Source organism: Paraburkholderia phenazinium (genome assembly GCF_900100735.1).
Taxonomy (GTDB): domain Bacteria; phylum Pseudomonadota; class Gammaproteobacteria; order Burkholderiales; family Burkholderiaceae; genus Paraburkholderia; species Paraburkholderia phenazinia.
On sequence record NZ_FNCJ01000011.1, the window covers coordinates 144,579 to 162,890 of the forward strand.

General features: G+C 61.6%; 20 protein-coding genes. 10 read left to right on the forward strand and 10 right to left on the reverse strand.

Going from position 1 to position 18,312, the window contains the following annotated elements; genetic code table 11:
* Positions 1-16: 16 nt before the first annotated feature.
* A complete protein-coding gene (locus BLQ92_RS23495) occupies positions 17-343 on the forward strand; it encodes a c-type cytochrome (RefSeq protein ID WP_090686970.1) in 327 nt (108 codons plus the stop codon).
* A 41-nt stretch (positions 344-384) separates the two neighbouring features.
* On the opposite strand, the gene BLQ92_RS23500 is transcribed toward BLQ92_RS23495, so the two are convergent.
* The 3 genes from BLQ92_RS23500 to BLQ92_RS23510 all read right to left on the reverse strand — a co-directional run bounded on the left by BLQ92_RS23500 (position 385) and on the right by BLQ92_RS23510 (position 3,015).
* A complete protein-coding gene (locus BLQ92_RS23500; protein ID WP_090686972.1) occupies positions 385-921 on the reverse strand; it encodes a DUF2486 family protein in 537 nt (178 codons plus the stop codon).
* 101 nt (positions 922-1,022) lie between these two features.
* Positions 1,023-1,439 carry a DNA polymerase III subunit chi gene (locus tag BLQ92_RS23505; protein ID WP_090686974.1) on the reverse strand — a complete coding sequence of 139 codons (417 nt, stop codon included), beginning with the start codon at positions 1,437-1,439 and terminating at the stop codon, positions 1,023-1,025.
* A gap of 49 nt (positions 1,440-1,488) precedes the next feature.
* Entirely contained in the window at positions 1,489-3,015 is a 1,527-nt protein-coding gene (locus tag BLQ92_RS23510) for a leucyl aminopeptidase (RefSeq protein ID WP_090686976.1), read from the reverse strand.
* A 134-nt stretch (positions 3,016-3,149) separates the two neighbouring features.
* On the opposite strand from BLQ92_RS23510, the gene lptF reads away from it, so the two are divergent.
* The 3 genes from lptF to BLQ92_RS23525 are packed head-to-tail and all read left to right on the forward strand — an operon-like array spanning position 3,150 to position 5,790.
* Entirely contained in the window at positions 3,150-4,250 is a 1,101-nt protein-coding gene (gene lptF, locus BLQ92_RS23515; RefSeq protein WP_090686978.1) for an LPS export ABC transporter permease LptF, read from the forward strand.
* A gap of 3 nt (positions 4,251-4,253) precedes the next feature.
* Positions 4,254-5,402, forward strand: a complete 1,149-nt coding sequence (gene lptG, locus BLQ92_RS23520; protein WP_090686980.1) for an LPS export ABC transporter permease LptG — start codon at positions 4,254-4,256, stop codon at positions 5,400-5,402.
* Between the two features lie 10 nt (positions 5,403-5,412).
* On the forward strand, positions 5,413-5,790 hold the full coding sequence (locus BLQ92_RS23525; RefSeq protein WP_090686982.1) for a sirohydrochlorin chelatase: 378 nt from the start codon (positions 5,413-5,415) through the stop codon (positions 5,788-5,790).
* Positions 5,791-6,452: 662 nt separating this feature from the next.
* Here BLQ92_RS23525 and cobA read toward each other — a convergent pair.
* From cobA to BLQ92_RS23555, 6 genes are all read right to left on the reverse strand, one after another.
* Positions 6,453-7,205: a uroporphyrinogen-III C-methyltransferase gene (cobA, locus tag BLQ92_RS23530; RefSeq protein ID WP_090687218.1), complete on the reverse strand. Its 753-nt coding sequence runs from the start codon at positions 7,203-7,205 to the stop codon at positions 6,453-6,455.
* A gap of 125 nt (positions 7,206-7,330) precedes the next feature.
* On the reverse strand, positions 7,331-8,644 hold the full coding sequence (locus BLQ92_RS23535) for a sulfate adenylyltransferase subunit 1 (RefSeq protein WP_090686984.1): 1,314 nt from the start codon (positions 8,642-8,644) through the stop codon (positions 7,331-7,333).
* Between the two features lie 21 nt (positions 8,645-8,665).
* The gene (gene cysD, locus BLQ92_RS23540; protein ID WP_090686986.1) at positions 8,666-9,628 is read right to left on the reverse strand and encodes a sulfate adenylyltransferase subunit CysD; all 963 of its coding nucleotides are present in this window, start codon (positions 9,626-9,628) and stop codon (positions 8,666-8,668) included.
* A gap of 90 nt (positions 9,629-9,718) precedes the next feature.
* Positions 9,719-10,459, reverse strand: coding sequence for a phosphoadenylyl-sulfate reductase (locus BLQ92_RS23545; protein WP_090686989.1), 741 nt, complete (start codon positions 10,457-10,459; stop codon positions 9,719-9,721).
* Entirely contained in the window at positions 10,456-11,001 is a 546-nt protein-coding gene (locus tag BLQ92_RS23550) for a DUF934 domain-containing protein (protein ID WP_090686991.1), read from the reverse strand. Before BLQ92_RS23550 ends, BLQ92_RS23545 begins: the two co-directional genes overlap by 4 nt.
* A gap of 22 nt (positions 11,002-11,023) precedes the next feature.
* Entirely contained in the window at positions 11,024-12,703 is a 1,680-nt protein-coding gene (locus BLQ92_RS23555; protein WP_090686993.1) for a nitrite/sulfite reductase, read from the reverse strand.
* 216 nt (positions 12,704-12,919) lie between these two features.
* Here BLQ92_RS23555 and BLQ92_RS23560 point away from each other — a divergent pair, with 216 nt between their 5' ends.
* The 6 genes from BLQ92_RS23560 to BLQ92_RS23585 all read left to right on the forward strand — a co-directional run bounded on the left by BLQ92_RS23560 (position 12,920) and on the right by BLQ92_RS23585 (position 17,559).
* Positions 12,920-13,861 carry a CysB family HTH-type transcriptional regulator gene (locus BLQ92_RS23560; RefSeq protein ID WP_090686995.1) on the forward strand — a complete coding sequence of 314 codons (942 nt, stop codon included), beginning with the start codon at positions 12,920-12,922 and terminating at the stop codon, positions 13,859-13,861.
* 108 nt (positions 13,862-13,969) lie between these two features.
* Positions 13,970-15,130, forward strand: coding sequence for an ABC transporter substrate-binding protein (locus BLQ92_RS23565; protein ID WP_090686998.1), 1,161 nt, complete (start codon positions 13,970-13,972; stop codon positions 15,128-15,130).
* A 151-nt stretch (positions 15,131-15,281) separates the two neighbouring features.
* On the forward strand, positions 15,282-15,521 hold the full coding sequence (locus BLQ92_RS23570; protein ID WP_090686999.1) for an AAA family ATPase: 240 nt from the start codon (positions 15,282-15,284) through the stop codon (positions 15,519-15,521).
* Between the two features lie 20 nt (positions 15,522-15,541).
* Positions 15,542-16,588, forward strand: coding sequence for an AAA family ATPase (locus BLQ92_RS23575; protein WP_208449385.1), 1,047 nt, complete (start codon positions 15,542-15,544; stop codon positions 16,586-16,588).
* A complete protein-coding gene (locus BLQ92_RS23580) occupies positions 16,585-17,232 on the forward strand; it encodes a retron system putative HNH endonuclease (RefSeq protein WP_090687003.1) in 648 nt (215 codons plus the stop codon). Before BLQ92_RS23575 ends, BLQ92_RS23580 begins: the two co-directional genes overlap by 4 nt.
* Before the next feature lie 57 nt (positions 17,233-17,289).
* Complete coding sequence (locus tag BLQ92_RS23585) at positions 17,290-17,559, forward strand: hypothetical protein (RefSeq protein ID WP_090687006.1); 270 nt, start codon at positions 17,290-17,292, stop codon at positions 17,557-17,559.
* A gap of 27 nt (positions 17,560-17,586) precedes the next feature.
* Here the strand turns inward: BLQ92_RS23585 and BLQ92_RS23590 are convergent, their stop codons facing one another.
* Positions 17,587-18,294 (reverse strand): NAD(P)H-binding protein, encoded by a 708-nt coding sequence (locus tag BLQ92_RS23590; protein WP_090687009.1) that lies wholly within the window; start codon positions 18,292-18,294, stop codon positions 17,587-17,589.
* Positions 18,295-18,312 lie beyond the last annotated feature (18 nt).

The following is an 18,312-nucleotide window of genomic DNA, read 5'->3' on the forward strand; positions in this document are numbered from 1 at the left end:
ACCGACGGAGACCAGAATGAAATCAATGTCGTATGCAGCACTGGCGCTGGCGGCAGCTCTCTCGATCCACGCCCCGGCACGGGCCGAATCGGCGCCGGGCCTCGCTCTCGCCCAGCGGCAGAACTGCATGAGCTGTCACTCGGTGAACCGTCCGTTCATGGGACCGGCCTTGCATGACGTCGCCGCCAAATACGCTTCCCGCGCGGACGCGGAAACCTACCTCGCTCACAAGATCATCGACGGGAGCACGGGCGTATGGGGCCAGGTGCCGATGCCCGCGAACACCCAACTCACGCCCGACCAGGCCGCCATCCTGGCCGGCTGGATCCTGACGCTGAAATAAGGGCGCGCTCAGTACGCGCTCAATGCCCCGTGGCGCCCTGCTTAATGCTCTTTGGGGCGCCGCGCCAGCTCTTCTTCGACCGCTTCGCGCACCCAGCCGGTCATCTCCGTCTCCAGCGCCAGTGCAACTTCCCGCGTGATCTGGTTGACCAGCCACGTGGTGTGGTCCTGCAGCGCATCACGGCAACGCGCCTCGATCACCGCGCGCCCTTCCCCCGTTAGGTAACTGGCAAAACGCCCACGCAGGCGCTCGGCCAGCACGTCAGCGTCGAGATTGGTAACCGGCACGGCGGGCGCCGCCTGCGCACGGGAAAAGTGGAACGCCGTGGCCGGCTCGAACGGCGCAGGCTCAGGCGCCTTGGCCAGTTCGTCCGGTGCGGGCGGCTCCGGCAGTTCGAACGCCTGCACCTGGGCCGGCGTGACGGCATGGACGGTCACACCGTCAGCCGGCTCCGCAGCCTGGGGCTGAGTCTCGCCCGTGCCGCGGGGCGCACGCGCTTGCTCGGGCTTGCCCGGCACGAGGACCTCATCCAGAACCGGGATCGAGGTATCGAAAGTAGTATCGGACGAATCGGGCACGAATAGACTCCGTCGAGGAAGCGGGCGATGACGTGCCAGCGCGTTGCCGGCCAGCCGCGACAGCGGCGGCTCGCCGCCGTCAGGCGCGGGGCACGGCGGCGCTAGCCGCCCTGCTTGTAGTTGTTTAGAGCATAGCCGCGATCGCGATAGAAGCGATAGCGTTCGCGGCCCGCAGCCAGTTCGTCGGGTGCGTTACCGACCACTTCGAGCAATCTTTCGAAGCGCGCGAACTGCGCCGGCACCTCCGCTCCCAGATTCAGCAGCACCTGGTAATGCGGCACGTTGTCGAGCGTAGCAGCCAGCACGATCGGCGTTTGCGCGGCGAGCGGGCTGTCGGCGTAGCAGTGCGGCACGAAGTCGAGCGGCGAAAAGCTCCACAACTGCTCGTCGAACGCGCGCAGCCGCGGCGGCTCGGCCAGCACGATAGTCGGCTGGCCGGCCAGGTACGCCTTGCGCGCGAGGCGGCACGCGTACAACAGCGAATCGCCGACGTTCGAGTGAAAATCGATTCTCGTCATCGGCGACTCCACCTCATCGCACCATCAAGCGCATGGGTACTGCGATGGGTCATTGTGCTGCGCGACCGTCCGCGGCCCGATCAATGAGGAACTGCGACAGGAGCGGCACCGGACGGCCCGTTGCGCCCTTCGCTGCGCCGCTCTTCCATGCCGTGCCGGCGATGTCGAGGTGGGCCCACGGGTACGCTTCGGTAAAGCGCGACAGGAAGCACGCCGCCGTGATGCTGCCGCCCGGACGGCCGCCGATATTGGCGAGGTCCGCGAAGTTCGACTTCAACTGATCGTGGTATTCCTCGTCGAGCGGCATGCGCCATGCCGGATCGGACGCTTCGCGCGAAGCGTCGAGCAGCTCGCCCGCCAGCGCGTCGTCTTTCGAGAACAGGCCGCTGTTGTGATGGCCCAGCGCGATCACGCAAGCACCGGTCAGGGTAGCCACGTCGATCACGGCTGCCGGCTTGAAGCGCTCCGCATAGGTCAGCGCGTCGCACAGAATGAGGCGCCCTTCCGCGTCGGTGTTCAGCACTTCGATCGTCAGACCCTTCATGCTGGTGACGATGTCGCCCGGCTTGGTGGCGTTGCCGGCCGGCATGTTCTCGCAGGTCGGAACGATCACCACCAGGTTGATCTTCAGGCCCATTTCCACGACAGCACGCAGCGTGCCGAGCACCGAACCGGCGCCGAGCATGTCGTACTTCATCTCGTCCATGCCCTCACCCGGCTTGAGCGAAATGCCGCCGGTGTCGAACGTGATGCCCTTGCCGACCAGCACGATCGGCGCAGCCTTGGCGGCGGCGCCCTGGTACTGCAGCACGATGAACTGGGGCGGTTCGACCGAGCCGCGCGTGACCGACAGGAACGAACCCATGCGCAGCGCTTCGAGCTGCTTCTGACCCAGCACTTCGACCTTCAGCTTCCAGTCTTTAGCGAGCTTCCTGGCGGTGTTGGCGAGGTAAGCCGGGGTGCAGACATTGCCCGGCAGGTTACCGAGGTCGCGCGTCAGATCCATGCCGTTGGCAAGCGCCGCGCCTTGCTTGGCGGCGACTTTGGCCGCTTTCTCGTCGCCCGTGTCGACGCTGAAGACGATGCGTTTGAGCGCCTTCGGGGTAGTATCCGGCTTGCTCTTCATTTGCGTGAACTTGTACGACAGTTCGCGCAGTGCAAGGATGGCGGTGCGCACGCCCCAGTCGGCCGAGCGCTCGAGGATAGGCAACTGGGCGAGCGTGAAGGTAACCTGGACGATCTTGGTGGCCAGAATGGCGCGCCAGGCGGCCCGCACGGCATCGCCGTAGGCTTTCTGGTTGAAGGCATCCTGCTTGCCGAGGCCCACCAGCAGGACGCGCGAAGCACCGATACCGGACACTTCGTGCAGGAACAGGGAGGTGCCGCTCTTGCCGTCCATGTCGCCGGCTTTGATGATGCGGGTCAGGAGACCCTTGGTGGCCGCATCGATCTCCAGTGCGGCACCCGACAGCGTTTGTGACTCGAAAATACCGATCACGATGCAATCGGACTTTCCAGTCAGGAACCCGTTTGACGAGCCTTTGCTCCAATCACAGGCTTTTATGCTAAAGTCCATCGCGCTTGTCCTCGGATAAAATCTGGGCTTAGGATGAAAGCCGCAATTATCCGCTATTTTTCCCGCGGCGGCTGCACGGGGTCTGACGGGATCAACCCGGCCGTACCCGAACGCACGCACTCTCTTCCTCAACAATGATCTTTGAACGCTCCCTCCAGCGCGAACTCGCGTACACGGCTGGTGCCGTGTTCATGGTTCTCCTCACGCTCGTGCTGACGACGATGATGATCCGGATCGTCGGCTTCGCCGCCTCCGGGGAGATCGATCCACGCGACGTGCTGGTCCTGATCGGCCTGACCGTGATCGGCTATCTGGCCATCATGCTGGTCGCGACCCTGTTCGTGTCGATCCTGTTCGTCCTGACGCGCTGGTACAGAGACTCGGAAATGGTCGTCTGGCTGGCCTCGGGCGTGAGCCTCACGCGCTTCATCAAGCCGATCGGCGTGTTCGCGACGCCCATCATCATCCTCATCATGTTCTTCGTGTTCGTCGGCTGGCCGTGGTCGAACCAGCAGAACAAGCTGATCCGCGCGCGCTTCCAGCAGCGCGACGAGGTCTCGCTGCTAGCGCCGGGCCAGTTCCGCGAATCGGCGGTGAGCCACCGGGTGTTCTTCATCGAGAAGATGTCGCCCGACCAGTCGCGCGTCGAAAACGTCTTCGTGACGAGCACCGAAAACGGCAAGGTCAACGTCGTGGTATCGAAGACCGGACACACCGAAGTGCACAAGAACGGCGACCGCTTCGTCGTGCTCGAGAACGGCCGCCGTTACGACGGCGAACCGGGCAAGCCCGATTTCCGCATCATGGAGTTCGAACGCTACGGCGTGAAGATCCAGAGCCAGCCGGTCGTCAATACGCCTAGCACCACCGGCACACCGACGCTCGAACTGCTGCGCAACCCGACCCGCGACAACCTCGCTGAGTTTGCGTGGCGCGCGGGCTTGCCGCTGATTGCGTTGAACCTGATGCTGCTGGCCATACCGCTCGCCCACCAGAACCCGCGGCGCAGCCGCACCATCAACCTGGTGATGGCAGTGCTGATTTATCTGACGTATTCAAACCTGTTGAACGTCGTGCAGTCATGGATCGAGCAGGGCAAGATGTCGTTCCCGGTTGGCCTGATCGGGCTGCACGTGATCGTGGCGGCGATCGTGGCGTTTATTTTCTGGCTGCGCGTGCGCAATCGGCCGCTATTTACGCGGGCGATGTTCCACCGTTCGTCGCAGGGAGCCTGACCGATGCGGATCTATGAAAAGTACTTCGCACGTCAGGTCTACCTTACGTTCATCTTTATCCTGTTTGCGTTTTCGGGTCTGTTCTTCTTTTTCGACCTGATCAACGAACTGAACTCGGTCGGCCACGGCAACTACAAGTTCCAATATGCCGTGCTGCGGGTGGCGCTGCAAACGCCGTCGCGCTTCTACGAAATCATTCCGGTCGCCGCGCTGATCAGCTCGATCTACGTGTTTGCGCAGATGGCCGCGAACTCCGAGTACACGATTTTCCGGGTCTCGGGTCTGGCAACCAACCAGGCACTGCGCTCGCTGCTGAAGATCGGCATTCCGCTGGTGTTCCTGACGTACGTCATCGGCGAAGTGATCGGACCGTATACAGATCAGTTGTCGGAGCGGGTGCGGCTGGAGGCGTTGGGTTCGGCGGTGTCGACCAACTTCGAGTCGGGCGTGTGGGTGAAGGACACGCTGACGGCGCGCGCGGATGGCGAGCAGGTGACACGCTTCGTGAACGTCGGCAAGCTGCAGCCGGACGCGACGATTACGGACGTGCGAATCTACGAATTCGATTCGAAGTTCCGCCTGTCGAACGTGCGGATTGCGCAGAGCGGCAGATATCAGCCGCCGGGGCACTGGTTGCTGAAGGACGTGACGGATACGCAATTGCTGGACGTGGCGCCGGCGGCGAACACGCCGAAGGACGCGTTGAATCCGGTGTACCGCGCGAACCAGACGACGCTGCCGGAGTATTCGTTGCGCTCGGAACTGACGCCGCAGATTCTGTCGGTGCTGCTGGTTTCGCCGGACAATATGTCGATGTTCAATCTGTTCCGCTACATCGAGCATTTGCAGCAGAACCATCAGGATACGCAACGGTATGAGATTGCGTTGTGGCGAAAGCTGCTGTATCCGTTTGCGGTGTTAGTGATGCTGGTGCTGTCGTTGCCGTTTGCGTATCTGCATACGCGAGCGGGTGTGGTGGGTGTGAAGGTGTTTGGCGGGATTATGCTGGGGATGAGTTTCCAGTTGTTCAACACCTTGTTCTCGCACATCGGCATGTTGAATACCTGGCCCGCGCCTTTGACTGCGGCTACGCCTGGGTTGGTGTATCTCGTGCTTGGGTTGGTCGGGTTGAAGTGGGTCGACCGGCATTAGGAGTTTTGCCATGGCCTTGCATGGGATAGTGCTTTTTGGGCATGGGGCGAGGGATTCTCGGTGGGCGGAGCCGTTTGTTCGTCTGGCTGATAAGCTGCGGGCGGCTCGTGGCGCCGCCGGGCCTGTTTCGTTGGCGTTTCTGGAGTTGATGGAGCCGGATTTGCCTACGGCTGTGGCTGAGCAGGTCGCTCAAGGGTGTTCTACTGTTACTGTCGTGCCCGTGTTCTTTGGGCAAGGTGGACATGTCAGGCGGGATTTACCTGCGGTGCTCGAGGTTTGTCGTGATGCCCATCCTGGGGTTCAGATTCTTTGCTCCACTGCCGTGGGGGAGGATGAGGGTGTGCTTGAGGCTGTGGCTGCGTATTGCCTTCGGCAAGTGCAGGTTTAGTGGGGTTTTGCGCTTTCGGCGGGGTTTGCCTGCGGCGCCTTGCTTTGGCTGTTGTTCCTACGGTGTTGGCCTTTCCTTGTTTTGTTATCGGTCTATTAGCTTCGCCCCTGTGCGGGGCGGCACTTACTTTCTTTGCCGCCGCAAAGAAAGTAAGCAAAGAAAGCGGGCTCACCCCGCTAGTTGGTAGTGAGCCATCCCGGTCCACTTCCGGGAACGGCCCAAGACGAGACCTGCTCTCGCACATCCCCCCTCAGTGACACAGCACTCATCCGTTCCAGCGTTGCGCTGCGCGCCCCGCCGAAGGGTATAACCCCTCCTGCAAGCTCCGTAGGTATTCTAACTATCTTGGCTTGCCGGTGTTCCCGTGCAGACCCAATCGCGACGCACGAAGTGCGGAGTGGGGTGGATGAGCGCTGTGTCACTAACGGTGGAAATGCGAGAGCAGGTCTCGTCTTCGGACCACTAACGAAGCTGCGCGAGGGAGACATCTACGAGCTAGCGGTTGGAAGCCCGCTTTCTTTGCTTACTTTCTTTGCGGCGGCAAAGAAAGTAAGTGCCGCCCCGCACAGGGGCGAAGCTAATAGACCGATAACAAAACAAGGAAAGGCCAACGCCATAAGCGAACAACCAAAACCAAGGCGCCGCAGGCAAACCACCAACACCTACGCCGCACTAAGCATCGCGCCCAAAGCAGAATCCTTCTGTGAATCCCGCGCAGCAAAAGCCTCCCCAATCATAAGAAGACTAGGCTGCGAAGCATCGAGCCACTGCTGAGCCTCGCCGCAGGCGAGCCCATCAAGCGTGAGTGTGAGCATCCGCTCACGAGCCGTACTGCAAGCCTCAACAATCGCCACAGGCGTCCGGCCATCACGCCCCGCGTCGATCAACTGCTGCGCAATCTCAGGCCCACTATCCCGCCCCATGTAAAACACCAACGAATCGGCATTCACCTGCTCACGAATCGCCTGAGTATCAGCCGCCCGGCTATGCGTAGCAAGCGCAACACTACGAGAAACACCCCGCAACGTCAAAGACCGCTTCAAAGAGGCCGCACTTGCCAGCGCAGCGGTAATCCCCGGCACCACCTCATACTCGATCCCAGCCGCCTCGAGCGCCCGCATCTCCTCATCGGCACGCCCAAACAACATCGGATCGCCGCCCTTCAGGCGAACCACAACGTCATGCTCCTGCGCCGCATCCACTATCTGCTTGTTGATGAACTGCTGCGCCGTCGACAGCTGACCGCAGCGCTTGCCCACCGCAATTTTGCGCGCTTGCGGCGCGTACTCGAGCATCGCCGGCTCGACCAGCGCGTCGTGCAGCACCACATCCGCCAAGCCCAGCAGCCGCGCGCCCCGAACCGTGATGAGATCCGCGGCCCCCGGCCCTGCACCGATCAGATACACCTTACCCATTTGCCTCAACCCCATTCGTCCGGTTCGCGCAAAGTCCGAAGCCCCGAGCGCGCCGCCTATCCCTCAGGCGGCCCCGCAGTCAATCCTTAACTCGGCCCAGCCGTCAATTCTAAGCGCAAACGACCTTAAGCCGAAAACGCCCGGATCATCCCGGCCGCCACCGTGTGGTGCGTCGCCTCATCGATCAGCACGAATGCCCCCGTGCCCTGGTGCGAATCGTACACGTCGCACACCAGCGGCTTTTGCAGCGTCAATGCTACCCGGCCAATATCGTTCATCGTCAGATCGTGACGGTCCGTCGCGTGCGACAGCGTATGCACGTCCAGCACCTGCTTGATCGCACCAATCCGCGCGAACACCGTGTTCGTGGTCTGCTTCAGCAGATACTTGCGCTGCGTCGACAAAGGCGTGTCGTCGAACCAGCAAAGGTCGGCTTCCAGTTTCTTCGCCGGCTCCGGCGCCGCCGCGCGCAGCACGAACGTGTCGCCGCGCGAGACGTCCACGTCTTCCGCCAGGCGAATCGTTACCGTCTGGCCCGCGAAGGCGCGTTCCACCTGCGCCGTGCCGCCCGGCACCGGGGCGATGATTTCCGCCACCGTCGCTTCGCGGTTCGCCGGCAGCACCACGATCGTGTCGCCCACCTTCACTTCGCCCGCTTCGATCCGGCCCATGTAGCCGCGGAAATCGTCTGCCTGGCTGCCGTCCTGGCGCGCCACCCACTGCACCGGGAAGCGCAGCGCCTGGCCCGTCGGAATCTCCACCGGCAGCGCTTCGAGCAGGTCCAGCAACGGCTCGCCGCCGTACCACGGCATGCGTTCGCTCAGCGTCACGATGTTGTCGCCCTTCAGCGCCGACACCGGCACGAAGCGCACATCGGTCAAGCCCAGTTGACGCGCAAGTTCGACGTACGCGTCGCGGATTTCGTTGAAACGCGTTTCGCTGTAGTCGACCAGGTCCATCTTGTTGATCGCCACAATCGCGTGCTGCAGGCCGAGCAGTTTGACGATCGCGCTATGGCGCTTGGTCTGCGGCAGCAGTTGCGCCACGCCGTTTTCGAACGTGACGCGCGTCGCGTCGACCAGAATGATCGCTGCGTGCGCCGTCGATGCGCCCGTCACCATGTTGCGCGTGTACTGCTCGTGTCCCGGCGTATCCGCGATGATGAACTTGCGCTTCGCGGTCGCGAAGTAACGATACGCCACATCGATCGTGATGCCCTGCTCGCGTTCGGCTTCGAGGCCGTCGGTCAGCAGCGAGAGGTCGATTTCGTCGCCCACGGTACGCTTGTTCTTCGCGCGCGACAGTGCCGACAACTGATCTGAAAGCACCGCCTTGCTGTCGTACAACAGACGCCCGATCAAGGTGCTCTTGCCGTCGTCGACGCTACCCGCAGTAATGAAGCGCAGCACGCCGAGGTCTTCCGGTTGATGAATGCTCATGATGTCCTTACCGTCGTGTGCTTAGAAATAACCTTGCTTCTTACGCTGTTCCATCGCGGCTTCGGAGACCTGGTCGTCCATCCGCGTCGCGCCGCGTTCCGTGATTTCGGTCACGGCCGTTTCGGCGATGATCTTCTCCAGATCGTCGGCGTCGCTTTCCACCGGGCAGGTGCAGCTAATGTCGCCCACCGTGCGGAAGCGCACTTGCGCCACCTCGCTCGTCTCGCCTTCACGAATCGGCGTGAGCGGCGTAACAGGCACCAACAGGCCGTTGCGGCGTACGATCTCACGCTGATGCGCGTAGTAGATCGACGGCAGTTCGAGCTGCTCGCGGGCGATGTATTGCCACACGTCCAGTTCGGTCCAGTTTGAAATCGGGAACACGCGCAGGTGTTCGCCGTTGTGCAGACGCGCGTTGTACAGGCTCCACAGTTCCGGGCGCTGCGCCTTCGGATCCCATTGGCCGAATTCGTCGCGGAACGAGAAGATCCGCTCTTTCGCACGGGCCTTTTCTTCGTCGCGGCGGGCACCGCCGATCAGCGCGGTAAATTCATGTTCTGCAATCGTTTCGAGCAGCGTGACGGCTTGCGCAGCATTGCGCGAATCCGTCTCGCGGCGCAGGCGCACGGTGCCGCGCTTGATCGAATCTTCGACATGACCAATCACCAGTTCCGCGCCGATTTCCTCGGCACGGCGGTCGCGGAAGTCGATTACTTCCTGATAGTTGTGGCCCGTGTCGATATGCACGAGCGGGAACGGCAGCACGGTCTTGCGGTTCGCGCCGAGGCCGAATGCCTTCAAGGCCAGATGCAGCACGACGACCGAGTCCTTGCCGCCCGAAAACAGCAGCGCGGGCTTGCTGCATTCGGCGACCAGTTCGCGCAGGATGTGAATCGATTCAGCTTCGAGCCAGTCCAGGTGATCCATCCGGTTCGCCGTAGTGGTGAGCGGTGCGTTGACAGTGGAATCGAGCGTAGTGCTCATGTTCGGGTCCTTCGTGAGTTCGTGTCGCCAGCGGCTGCCCGCGTCACGCGAAACAAATATTCTATCGAGAATCGCAATCGGCTTCGGCGTTCAGGCAGAAGCGTTTTCGCCGACGACTGCAAGCGGAATCGTGGTGATATGGAGGCCGCATTCCTTCGTATCGCGCGACTCCCACCACCAGCGCCCTGCCCGGCTGTCCTCGCCGGGACGGATCGCTCGCGTACACGGCTCGCAACCGATGCTCGGATAGCCGCGCGCATGCAGCGGGTTGACCGGCACGTCGAACGCCGTCAGATAGGCCCACACATCGGCTTCGGTCCAGTCCGTAAGCGGATTGAACTTGGCGATATTGCGCGCCGCGTCCTGCTCTTCCTCGTGCAACTCGGCACGCGTCACCGACTGCTCGCGGCGCTGTCCGGTCACCCAGGCGCTGACGTCCGACAACGCGCGGTTGAGCGGCTCGACCTTGCGGATCTCGCAGCAACGCTTGCGCAGGTCGACGCTTTCGTAAAACGCGTTCGCGCCGTGCGAGCCGACGTATTCGTCGACCGCGGCCGCTTGCGGATGGAACTGCTCGATCTCGTAGCCGTAGCGCTCGCGCACACGGTCGAGCATGCCGAGCGTTTCCGCATGCAGGCGGCCGGTGTTCAGCGAGAAGATGCCGATCTTCACCTGGCGCGACAGGATCGCGTGCGTGAGCAGCATGTCTTCCGCCGCGAGACTGCTGGCGAGCTTGACCTTGTCGTGACGGGCCGCGATCGAATCGAGCAGCGCGTTCAGGCGCTCGATCTTCGCAGCCAGTTCCGGCTTGATTTCGGCAGCGGTGTTCATACCGCGGCCTTCTGCGCGGCCGCAGCCGCTTCACGGCGGCGGAACAGCGGCGACGGATTATCCACGGCGCCCTGATACTGCACGGTGAATTCGTCGAACGCCTTCAGCGCGTCGTGGAGGTCCTTGTCGGCCCGCACGGCATACGCGTCGAAGCCGCAGCGGAACATGAACGTCAGTTGATCGCGCAGCACGTCGCCGATCGCGCGAATCTCGCCCTTGTAGCCATAGCGCTCGCGCAGCAGACGCGCGATGCTGAAGCCGCGGCCGTCGCGGAACACCGGGAAGTCCACGGCGATCAGCGCGATCTTGTCGAAGTCGCCGACGATATCCGCCGGTTCGCTGTCCGGCGCGAGCCACACTGCGATGTCAGCGGCGCTGCGCGAAGCGCTCAACGCTTCGCGCGCAGCCTGCCACAAGGCGAGCGGCACAATGATCTTGCCGGCCGGCAGCGCGTCCACTGCGGGCAGGGCGCCGTCTTCCGCTGCGCGCACTACCGTCCAGTCATCGTTGACGATCGCGCGGTTTTTAATAATCGAAGCCATCTGCTAGTTCCTTGTCTCTCGGTTACGCGTGAGCCGGTTGACGCGATGCGTACACGCGTTCCTTGAACGGGGCCATGCCGATGCGGTTGTACGTGTCGATGAAGCGTTCGCCTTCAAGGCGATTCTCCGCGAACGTATCGATCACCTTCGACACCACGTCCGGCATCTCTTCCGCCGCGAACGACGGGCCGATCACGCGGCCGATCTGCGCACCGGTCGCGCCGTTGCCCTGCTCGCCGCCGAGCGTCACCTGATACCACTCCGAGCCGTCCTTATCGACGCCCAGCACGCCGATATTGCCGATGTGATGGTGGCCGCAAGCGTTGATACAACCCGAGATGTTCAGCGACACGTCGCCGAGGTCATACACGTAATCCAGATCGTTGAAGCGCTCCTGGATCGCCAGCGCAATCGGAATCGACTTCGCGTTGGCCAGCGAGCAGAAATCGCCGCCCGGGCAGGCGATGATGTCGGTCAACAGGCCGATATTCGGCGTCGCAAAACCTTGCGCCTTGGCCTCGCCCCACAGCTCGAACAGATCGCGCTTCTGCACGTTCGCCAGAATCAGGTTCTGTTCGTGCGACACGCGAATCTCGCCAAGCGAGTACTTGTCGGCCCAGTCGGCCACGGCTTCCATCTGGGTGTCCGTGGCGTCGCCGGGGGCGATCGTGGTGGGCTTCAACGACAACGTGACCGAAGCATAACCTGCCACTTTGTGGGGACGCACATTGCGCTCGACCCAGCGGGCAAAGCCACGGTCTTCCAGCAGATGCTTTTCGAACGAAGCGTCCGTATCCGGCAGCTTTTCGTACTGCGGCGGCTGGAAGTATTGCGAAACACGGTCGAGCTCGGCTTGGGTAAGCGTCGACGGGCCGTCCTTCAGATGCTGCCATTCCTCTTCGACCTGCGCCGAGAACTTCTCCGGGCTCAACGCCTTCACCAGGATCTTGATGCGCGCCTTGTAGATGTTGTCGCGGCGGCCGTAGCGGTTATACACGCGCAGCACGGCTTCGCAGTAGGTCAACAGGTGTTGCCACGGCAGGTCGCGGCGGATGATCGCACCAACGATCGGCGTGCGGCCCATGCCGCCGCCGGCCAGGATGTCGACCACCAGTTCGCCCTGTGCGTTCTTCTTCAGATAAACGCCCAGATCGTGAATCTGTACGGCCGCACGGTCTTCCTTCGAGCCGGACACGGCAATCTTGAACTTGCGCGGCAGCCAGGCGAATTCGGGGTGAAACGTCGACCATTGGCGCAGGATTTCGGCCCACGGACGCGGATCGACGACTTCGTCGGGCGCGACGCCGGCGAACTGGTCGGCGGTGATGTTGCGGATGCAGTTGCCCGAGGTCTGGATGCCGTGCATCTGCACAGCTGCGAGCTTGCGCAGGATTTCCGGCGTTTCTTCGAGCTGGATCCAGTTGTACTGGATGTTCGAGCGCGTCGAAAAGTGGCCGTAGCCGCGGTCGTGCTCGCGCGCGATCTGGGCCAGCACGCGCATCTGGTCGCTGCGCAGGTTGCCGTACGGAATCGCGATGCGGTGCATGTACGCATGGCGCTGCATGTACAGGCCGTTCTGCAGGCGCAGCGGACGGAACTCCTCTTCGCTCAATTCGCCCGACAAGCGGCGGCGAACCTGATCGGCGTACTGCGCGACCCGTTCGTCAACGATGGTCTGGTCGTACTGATCGTATTGGTACATTCGGGGACCCCAGTTTGCGTTACACGCAGCGCTCCGGTTGCGCCACGCAAAGATCTCAGCCTTTGCCAGTGCGGGTGAGCGGGACCTTTAGACCCCCCGCTCACTTGCTAATGACAAAAACAGATATCCATATTGAAAAAGATGGGGAAATAGTAATAAACTCCCCATATACTTCAAACGACTAAAAAATTCTTTTGATATGCAACGAGGTTATATATGAACCTGCACCAGTTCCGCTTCGTGCGCGAGGCCGTGCGGCAGAACTTCAACCTCACGGAAGCGGCCAAGGCGCTGTATACAAGCCAGCCGGGCGTCTCGAAGGCGATCATCGAGCTGGAAGACGAGTTGGGCGTCGAAATCTTCACGCGGCACGGCAAGCGCGTGCGCTCGCTGACCGAGCCGGGGCGCATTATCCTCGCTTCGGTCGAGAAGATCCTGCAGGAGGTCGAGAGCCTGAAACGCGTCGGTAAAGATTACGCGGCGCAGGACCAGGGCAACCTCGTCATCGCGGCCACCCACACCCAGGCCCGCTACTCACTTCCGGCCGCCATCGCCGAATTCAAGAAGCGTTTTCCGAAAGTCCACCTTTCGATTCTGCAAGGCAGCCCGACGCAAGTGGCCGAGATGGTGATCCACGACCAGGCGGATCTGGCGATCGCCACGGAAGCGATCGCTAACTATAAGGAGCTGGTCTCGCTGCCCTGCTTCCAGTGGCACCACGTCGCCGTGATGCAGCCGGATCATCCGCTGCTCGACCGGAAGCTGCTGTCGCTCGACGATCTGACCCAATATCCGCTGATTACGTATGACAACGCGTTTGCGGGCCGCACCAAGATCAACGAGGCGTTCCGGCTGCGCGGGCTGTCGCCGGACATCGTGCTCGAGGCGATCGACGCCGACGTGATCAAGACCTACGTCGAACTGGGCTTGGGCGTGGGGATCATGGCGGACATCGCCTTTAACGCCGAGCGCGACCGCCATTTGCGGGCGATGCCGGTCGGCCATCTGTTCGGCAGCAACGTGACGCGCCTCGCGCTCAAGAACGGCGCCTATCTGCGCAGCTATGTGTATACGCTCGTCGAACTGTTGTCGCCGAGCATGAACCGCAAGCTGATCGAGCAGGCCCTCAAGGGCGAACACGAAACGTACGAACTATAAGGAGCCCGCTCAAACCCGTTGCTGCGCGCCTGGCCACCAAGGGATCAGGCCCTTGCAGCGCGTTTTTTGAGCGGCTTCAATTTCCGCTTCCTGCTACGGAGACCTCCGATGACGTCGTATAAAAAGACCCTGCGCGGCATGGCCGTGCTCGGGGCACTGCTTGCGGCTACGGCTGCCCATGCCGACCTGAAAGTCGGCATCGATCTGTCGAGCACCGGCCCGGCGGCCGTGATCGGCATTACCAGCAAGAACGCCATGCTGATGTGGCCGGACACCATCGCCGGACAGAAAGCCGACTACATCATCCTGGACGACGGCTCGGACCCGGGCGCGGCGGTGCGCAACATTCACAAGCTCATCAACGAAGACCACGTCGACGTGATCGTCGGGCCGAATATCACGCCGGCGGCGATGGCCGCGCTGGATCCGGTCGCGGAGAGCCAGACGCCGATGATCACACTGGTCGGCTCGGCGAGCGTCGTAGAACCGCAGGAAGGCAAGCGCATCTGGGCCTTCAAGATGGCGCAGACCGATAGCGCGATGGCCGACGTGATGACGCGCTACATGTCGAACCACAACGTCAAGACGGTGGGTTTTATCGGCTTTGCGGACGGTTATGGCGAAAGCTGGCTCAACGAGTTTTCGAAGTTCGCCGCGCTCCGGCATATCCAGTTGGTTGCCACCGAGCGCTTTAACCGTACCGACGCGAGCGTCACGGGGCAGGTGCTGAAGGTGATGGCGGCCAAGCCCGATGCGATCCTGATCGCGGGCGCGGGGACGCCGACGGTGCTGCCGCAGCGCACGCTGATCGAACGTGGCTTCAAGGGCCCGATTTACCAGACGCACGGCATCGCGACGCCGGAATTCATCAAGCTCGGCGGCAAGGATGTCGAAGGCACGCTGTTTCCGACGCAGCCGGTCGTAGTGGCGCGTACGCTGCCGGCCGATCATCCGGCGAAGAAGGCCGCGCTCGCATTCGTGAACGCGTATGAGGCCAAGTACGGCCCGGGGACGGTTACGCAGTTCGCCGGCGATGCGGCGGGCGTCTATCCGCGTCTGCAGGATGCCGTGGCGCGAGCATTGAAGACGGCGCAACCGGGTACCCCCGCGTTTCGCGTTGCGCTGCGCGATGAGCTGGAACACGCGCATGAACTCGTCGTGCCGAACGGTGTGGTCAATACCAGCGCCAAGGATCACGTCGGGCTCGATCAGCGCGCGAGCGTGATGGGGATTATCAAGGACGGGAAGTTTACGTATTTGAGTCAGTAAGCGAAGCAATATCAACAAACCGGACGCGGTTCGCCAAAGGTAGAATCTATCGAGAACCTGCAATGCGTCTGCGGCATGTCCGCGACCGGCCTAAAGTCCCCACGAGAGATGCAGGTCATTGTTATAGAGCAGTGCAACGGAAAACATCATCATGAAATTCGATAAGGTAAGACTGACCAACTATCGATGCCATCGTGATCTGGAGGCCTGCTTCACGCCGAATTTCAATGTGCTGATCGGGGTCAACGGCAGTGGGAAAACCTCGCTCCTAAGGGCGATCGCGGAGACTTTTTCTGGATTTATACACTTCGCCGCCCTCGGAACGACGCTCATTCCCCACTCGCGCCCGACTCGATTCGCGTTGAACGGCTCGAAACAGGAGGCCGCTTAAGGTTCGAGCCGCAGTATCCGGTGGTTGTCGATGCAAGCGGAACATTCGCCGGCAGGCCGGTGAGTTGGGGAGTGACGCGCGCTTCGGCGGCAAAGCCAATCGAGTGGCTCGGGTCACCTCCGGGAAACGTGTGGCTACGTGCCCAAGGCCAGTCAGAAACAAGCCAACCCGGGCAAACACTCCCTGTGCTGGCTTTCTATCGTGCCAACCGCCACTGGAATACGCCGCAAAATAACGAGTTGGCCGCGGCTACTCAGAAGTACAGCCGAGCCGACGGGTATCGAAATTACTGGGACGCCTCCACAGACTCCGGCGTGCTCAACACGTGGGTAATTTCCAAGTGCCTTGAGCGTTTCCAGGTGTCGTCCGAAACCGGCATCGCCTTTGATGACGTCCACGACGATGAACTAGCACTCGTCAATAGCGCCATTTCCAACGCTATAGAGGAAGCAGAAGGCGTCAAATACGACATGCGAGAGAAGAGCCTGCTAGTCGAATGGAAGCAGCCTGCGCTGTCCGAACGACGTCCCACGATATTCGAAAATCTCAGCGATGGCCAAAAAGCAATTATCGGCCTGATCTCGGACATTGCGAGGCGGATCTGCCTACTGAATCCGCATCTTGGCCAAGAAGTCATGACTCAGACGCCCGGGATCGTACTTATCGACGAGCTCGACATGCATTTGCATCCGAAGTGGCAGCGGTCCCTGACGCGAGGATTGCAAGCAGCCTTCCCGTCCGTCCAGTTCATCGTCGCAAGCCATTCGCCACAAATACTTAGCGAAATGCAACCGGAGCAGATCATCGTACTCACCGCGGGTTCCGCCTCGAATCCGCAGGTGAGCTACGGACTCGACTCCAGCGCTGTCCTTGAAGAGATCATGGACGCGTCTGCCCGACCAACTGAGATCAAAGGCGATCTGGAACAACTGTTTGCGGCGCTTGAACGAAATGAGCTCGACGCCGCACGACAAATGCTCGCCAACTTGCGAAACAATGCACCGGGAATCGCTGATCTGAATCGTGCAGAAGCGCTGCTGAAACGCGAAGAGGTTCTCGGCCGATGAGATTTGTAGCAAAAGATAGAGAGCCTGATTCTCTTGCTGCGTGGAAAGAGCAGGTAAACGAAGAATGGACTCCGTCATACCCTGACCTACAGAATCCAGAAAAGCGCGACGTGCACCTTGCTCTACTGACAGAACAAGGCGGTACTTGCTGCTATTGCGGCCGAAGAATCAGTCTGGAAGAAAGCCATATCGAGCACTTCGTTCCTCAGGAAGCGAGTGAGGACCTCGCGCTCGAGTATCGCAATCTACATGCGTCATGTATCCGGGCCCTCACGCCAAGGCTCCCTCTCCATTGTGGTCACGCGAAAGGCCAGCACCTGGATTTGAAACGAAGCATATCGCCGCTCGACCCTGCCTACGAACACCGCTTTCGATATGCGCTGGATGGCGGTTTGCTCCCTGCAAATGAGGCCGACGAAAACGCACGTTATATGATCGACCTCCTTAAACTCGACATTGCAGCACTGCGCAATCGGCGCGAGGCGATTTTGGCAGGTATGTTCGATAACGAGTTTCTTGCGTCCGCAACTGACGAAGACCTCGAGAAAATCCGCGAGACTTACCGAACGCGCGATGGCGATAGAAACTTTCAGGACTTTGCGCACGTCATCGCCAGGTTCGCCGAACAGCTAATGGGCGTTTGAGGTTACTTCGCAATCGCAGTACAGTAGTTGCCCCTTCTTCCGCAGCCGTACCCCATCATGCGCACCACCCGAGCCATCCACGCCGTCGAACGGCTGAAAACCCGCAGCGGCAATCCGCAGTTTGCGGCGATCAGCCTGTCCGGCGGCCTGTTTTACCTGGTCGACAAATCGAGCGGCGCCGACAAAAAAGTCTCCGACCCGCTGACGCTCGACGATTTCGTCAAATTCGTCGACGCCTTCGGGCCGCCGAAGCCGCGCAAGGCCAGCAAGCTCGATCTGGCGTTCGAAGAGCAGATCAGGAAGAGCAAAGGCCGCGACGAGACCTGAACGGAACTGGCGAAGCGAAGCGCCTGCCTACCGGCACAACGGCGGCGCCCGATGCAAGGCATCGTTCTCGATGATATTCACGCCACGCGTGTCGTTGCTGAGCACCTCGGTCACCAGCGCCCGCGCCACCCGCTCCACCGAGACGGAGCGCCACTTCAGCGGTAGATACACGCCAACGTGCCGGGCAATGCTCTCCAGCGGCCGGCTCTCGGTACGCTCGCCCATCAGGAACGAGGGCCTGACGATCGTCAGCGTCGGATAGTCGAGTTTCCTCAGCCCTTCCTCCACATTCCCTTTCACCCGGCTGTAAAAGGTCCGGGCATGCGGATCGGCGCCGATCGCACTGACAAGCGCAAAGTGCGACGCGCCGTGGCGGCGTGCGATGCCGGCAATCCGCAGGGGGTACTCGTAGTCCACTTTGCGGAACGCAGCTTGCGAACCCGCGGTGCGGATGGTGGTGCCGAGCGCGCAGATGACCGCATCGACATCGAACACGTCCGAATCCGCATCGGGCCAGTCATAGTCGATCAGATGCTCGACGACCCGGTTGGTCGCGTTGAGCCCCGTCACCGCCGCCCCCGAGGCGCGGCGCACAAGCTGTCGAACCTCGCCGACGCGGTCGTCTCTGGCGAGCAGGCGCAGGCAAGCGCTGCCGACCAGGCCCGTGCCGCCAAGCAGCAGGACGGTCTGTTTACGAACGGCTTTGGACTGGCTGGACGCGAGGGGAGTCGACATGCGTGAGTCCGTGAAAAG

Excerpts from the sequence above, each read along its gene's own strand:
- BLQ92_RS23535 (WP_090686984.1), bottom strand. The coding sequence starts at position 8,644 with ATGAGCATTCATCAACCGGAAGACCTCGGCGTGCTGCGCTTCATTACT.
- BLQ92_RS23495 (WP_090686970.1), top strand. The coding sequence starts at position 17 with ATGAAATCAATGTCGTATGCAGCACTGGCGCTGGCGGCAGCTCTCTCG.
- BLQ92_RS23510 (WP_090686976.1), bottom strand. The coding sequence starts at position 3,015 with ATGGACTTTAGCATAAAAGCCTGTGATTGGAGCAAAGGCTCGTCAAAC.
- cobA (WP_090687218.1), bottom strand. The coding sequence starts at position 7,205 with ATGGGTAAGGTGTATCTGATCGGTGCAGGGCCGGGGGCCGCGGATCTC.
- BLQ92_RS23555 (WP_090686993.1), bottom strand. The coding sequence starts at position 12,703 with ATGTACCAATACGATCAGTACGACCAGACCATCGTTGACGAACGGGTC.
- BLQ92_RS23580 (WP_090687003.1), top strand. The coding sequence starts at position 16,585 with ATGAGATTTGTAGCAAAAGATAGAGAGCCTGATTCTCTTGCTGCGTGG.
- BLQ92_RS23590 (WP_090687009.1), bottom strand. The coding sequence starts at position 18,294 with ATGTCGACTCCCCTCGCGTCCAGCCAGTCCAAAGCCGTTCGTAAACAG.
- BLQ92_RS23565 (WP_090686998.1), top strand. The coding sequence starts at position 13,970 with ATGACGTCGTATAAAAAGACCCTGCGCGGCATGGCCGTGCTCGGGGCA.
- lptG (WP_090686980.1), top strand. The coding sequence starts at position 4,254 with ATGCGGATCTATGAAAAGTACTTCGCACGTCAGGTCTACCTTACGTTC.
- BLQ92_RS23505 (WP_090686974.1), bottom strand. The coding sequence starts at position 1,439 with ATGACGAGAATCGATTTTCACTCGAACGTCGGCGATTCGCTGTTGTAC.
- BLQ92_RS23550 (WP_090686991.1), bottom strand. The coding sequence starts at position 11,001 with ATGGCTTCGATTATTAAAAACCGCGCGATCGTCAACGATGACTGGACG.
- lptF (WP_090686978.1), top strand. The coding sequence starts at position 3,150 with ATGATCTTTGAACGCTCCCTCCAGCGCGAACTCGCGTACACGGCTGGT.
- BLQ92_RS23585 (WP_090687006.1), top strand. The coding sequence starts at position 17,290 with ATGCGCACCACCCGAGCCATCCACGCCGTCGAACGGCTGAAAACCCGC.
- BLQ92_RS23570 (WP_090686999.1), top strand. The coding sequence starts at position 15,282 with ATGAAATTCGATAAGGTAAGACTGACCAACTATCGATGCCATCGTGAT.
- BLQ92_RS23525 (WP_090686982.1), top strand. The coding sequence starts at position 5,413 with ATGGCCTTGCATGGGATAGTGCTTTTTGGGCATGGGGCGAGGGATTCT.
- cysD (WP_090686986.1), bottom strand. The coding sequence starts at position 9,628 with ATGAGCACTACGCTCGATTCCACTGTCAACGCACCGCTCACCACTACG.
- BLQ92_RS23560 (WP_090686995.1), top strand. The coding sequence starts at position 12,920 with ATGAACCTGCACCAGTTCCGCTTCGTGCGCGAGGCCGTGCGGCAGAAC.
- BLQ92_RS23545 (WP_090686989.1), bottom strand. The coding sequence starts at position 10,459 with ATGAACACCGCTGCCGAAATCAAGCCGGAACTGGCTGCGAAGATCGAG.